Origin of the sequence: Moorena sp. SIO1F2, assembly GCF_010672755.1 — a bacterium.
Classification (GTDB): domain Bacteria; phylum Cyanobacteriota; class Cyanobacteriia; order Cyanobacteriales; family Coleofasciculaceae; genus Moorena.
Genome location: NZ_JAAHFV010000523.1, coordinates 1 through 3,287 on the forward strand (window position 1 = coordinate 1; position 3,287 = coordinate 3,287).

The 3,287-nt window shown below is 42.9% G+C and carries 3 protein-coding genes; all 3 read right to left on the reverse strand.

Annotation, left to right across the window (positions count from 1 at the left end; translation table 11 throughout):
- The coding region (locus F6J94_RS32120; protein ID WP_293047657.1) for an N-acetylmuramoyl-L-alanine amidase at positions 1-861 on the reverse strand (861 nt) is incomplete at its 3' end.
- 217 nt (positions 862-1,078) lie between these two features.
- Positions 1,079-1,204 carry a hypothetical protein gene (locus F6J94_RS32125; RefSeq protein ID WP_293047659.1) on the reverse strand — a complete coding sequence of 42 codons (126 nt, stop codon included), beginning with the start codon at positions 1,202-1,204 and terminating at the stop codon, positions 1,079-1,081.
- Positions 1,205-1,472: 268 nt separating this feature from the next.
- Positions 1,473-2,957 (reverse strand): aldehyde dehydrogenase family protein, encoded by a 1,485-nt coding sequence (locus F6J94_RS32130; RefSeq protein WP_293047661.1) that lies wholly within the window; start codon positions 2,955-2,957, stop codon positions 1,473-1,475.
- Positions 2,958-3,287 lie beyond the last annotated feature (330 nt).

A 3,287-nucleotide genomic window follows, 5' to 3' on the forward strand; every position in this document is an offset into this window, starting at 1 on the left:
TTGTTTCTGAAATCTGATCACAGCACTTGCGGTGCCTGAACCAAAGATACCATCTGCCTGAGTTCCCACCCGACGTTGGAGATATTTTACCGTGGTCCCTCCAGCATGATTAGGTCTAAGTATGGGTTGCTCAAGAATCTGATTAATAGTCTGCCATGTCGTCGAGTCACCAATTCCAGTTTGGTTAATTCCTACAATAGCTTGAAATGTTTTTATTGCTGCGATAGTCGCCTGACCAAGAGATCCATCTTCTACTAATGGCTGACCAGCAGGACTTTTAATTTTTAGACGATTGAGAGCTTTTTGTAATTCTATAACATTATCGTCAGAGGAAGATTTAGTAGTTGGTGGCTCTTCTCCTGTTAATCCTTTAACAATTGCATTAGCCAATGCTTCTGGATCGTAGATTTCCATATCTTTCTGGGAATCACAAAAGCAGCTTTCTATGAGAATTGCTGGCATATTGGTATATCGGAGGACATATAAATGAGAGCCATTTTTCACCTTTCTATTGAAGTAACCTAACTCCACTATCTTTTCTAAAACTGGCTGGGCAATTTTTTTGGCAGTATCACTAATCGCAAATACTTCTGTTCCATTAGCTTGGCCATTAAATGCATTAAAATGAATTGAAACAAACTGATCAACTCGATTAGCATTGGCTATATTGCACCGTTGCCGCAGCGAGCTGCCCAAAGTACTCGCACTCTTAGGCTTGCATTCAACTACCTGATGTCCCAAGTCTCTCAATTTTGAAATTACTCTCGTTCCCACGTCCCTATTCATTTCATCTTCTACTCTGATACCTTGAGCTCCTGTATCAGCACGCAAGTTGTGACCAATATCAATTCCGTACTTCATGAAACCTTCTCAATCTCTATAATTAGCCCTTTTCTCTAATTCTGTTCTATGTTAGTGGATTTAAGCCAAGGGTGCTTAACAAAATTTAATAAACTGCTGCTAAATGGACAACTCACACTGAACACTTGTTTTTTTCTAAATTGATCCGGATCAAGAAACCTTAAGGAATAACATCATAGGACTTTAAATGATTGTCCGAGTATAATATCAAGTCCGGTTAACTAGCCATAATCAAGAAAATTGATGGGGAGATAGGGAGATAGGGAGATAGGGAGATGGGGAGATAGGGAGATAGGGAGATGGGGAGATAGGGAGATAGGGAGATGGGGAGATGGGGACCCACCCCTAACCCCTCCCAGGAGGGGAATGGGGAGATGGGGAGATTTTTATTAAAGGGTAATTATCCGCAGATGCTATCATAAGCAATTGTTCTGAACTTTAATCTGAACTTTAACTTGAAGCTTGAGCAAAGCATAAAGTAATGGGTAATAGGAAATTGGCTTACAATTCCCCATTACCCATTAGCGTTTCCTAAATTACCAACTAATTATGCTGTAGCCTTCTTTTCGCGTTATTGATAGTAAAACCCAGGCTTTGAGATTGCTACAATGCTACAATTTAACCGTAACTGTCTTGACCTCGGTGTATTGCTGCAAGCCATACTCCCCAAGTTCACGACCAATCCCAGACTGCTTGAAACCACCGAAGGGAGCAGCGGCATCAAACACATCATAGCAATTCACCCAGACAGTACCAGCACGGACATTGTTTGCGATCGCATGAGCTTTAGTAATATCCTTCGTCCACACGGCTGCTGCTAAGCCATACATGGTATTATTTGCCCGCTGAATCACTTCATCAATATCTTTGAACTTAATAATGCTCATCACTGGTCCAAAGATTTCTTCTTGGGCAATCTTCATCTGATCTTGGACATCAACAAACACTGTCGGTTCGATGAAGTAACCGCGATCGCCAACTCGACCACCACCACACAACATCTGAGCTCCTTCCTGCTGACCAGACTCAATATAGCTCATCACCTTATTGAACTGTTCGAGATCGACCTGGGGACCCTGTTCTGTGTTGGCATCAAACGGGTCACCAACTGTGCGATTTTGCGCCCGTTTCACACACTTGTCTACAAACTCGTCATAGCACTTTTCTTCCACAAACAGCCGGGAACCAGCACAACAGCACTGTCCTTGGTTAAAGAACAGGGCAAAGTGAGCGCCCTCAATGGTTTTATCCATGTCAGCGTCAGCAAAGACAATGTTAGGACTCTTACCACCAAGTTCTAGAGTGACCCGCTTGAGGTTACTCTTAGCAGCAGCTTCCATAATTAGATGCCCTACCTCAGTGGAGCCGGTAAAGGCAACTTTATCGATATCCATATGATGTGAAATCGCAGCCCCAGCGGTTGGTCCATAGCCTGAAAGAAGATTCACCACACCAGGAGGGAAACCTGCTTCGATAATCAGTTCACCGATCCGCAACGCTGATAAAGGAGTCTGTTCCGCCGTTTTCATCACCACGGTGTTACCAGCTGCCAATGCTGGGCCTAACTTCCAAGCTTGCATCAACAGTGGAAAGTTCCAAGGAATAATCTGACCAACCACTCCCACAGGTTCATGGCGCGTGTAGCAGAAGTAGGGTCCGCTGATGGGAATTGTTTTGCCTTGAATCTTATCTGCCCAACCAGCATAGTACCGATAGCAGGCAATGACTAGGGACAAATCTGCATTAAAGGAATCACGATAGGGCTTCCCATTGTCTAGGGTTTCCAGCCGTGCTATTTCTTCCTTGTTTGCTTCGATTAAATCAGCTAGCTTGTAGAGTAACTCCCCCCGCTGGGTGGCCGACATTTTGGGCCAGTCTCCACTGGTAAAGGCTGTCCTAGCCGCCACTACTGCTTTATCAACGTCTGGGGCATCAGCCTCAGCCACATCACAGATCACCTCTCCTGTAGCAGGGTTAATCGTCTCGAATCGTTTCCCAGAGGCGCTGTCTACCCATTCGTTGTTGATCAGTAGTTGAGTTTGACCGATTTTGACCGTTGGCTTTGGTGTTGCCTTTGGTGTAGGGGCGGTGACCATAATAGTCTCCTGTTGTTAAGTTGATTTTTTATGACATCCTTAATTCTAATGGTGGATTGTCAACTTAAAATTTAACTAAAAATATAGATTTTATTAATATTTTATTTACGATTGTTAACTAACTTTCAAGTTTTGCTTAATTTTGTTAACACTATAGCCAGAGTATCCCTAAGTATCCCTATGGTAATATCTATAGGGGCTATGATATTAATGAGGTTGTACACACCTATTTTTTACCTGTTCCCTGTTCCCTATTCCCTATTCCCTAAAATCCAAAACTTGTGTACCTAAGCTATTTGATTATTTGATAAATGCTATAAAATATTACTA

Coding starts and splice junctions, on each gene's coding strand:
- F6J94_RS32130 (WP_293047661.1), bottom strand. CDS start 2,957: ATGGTCACCGCCCCTACACCAAAGGCAACACCAAAGCCAACGGTCAAA.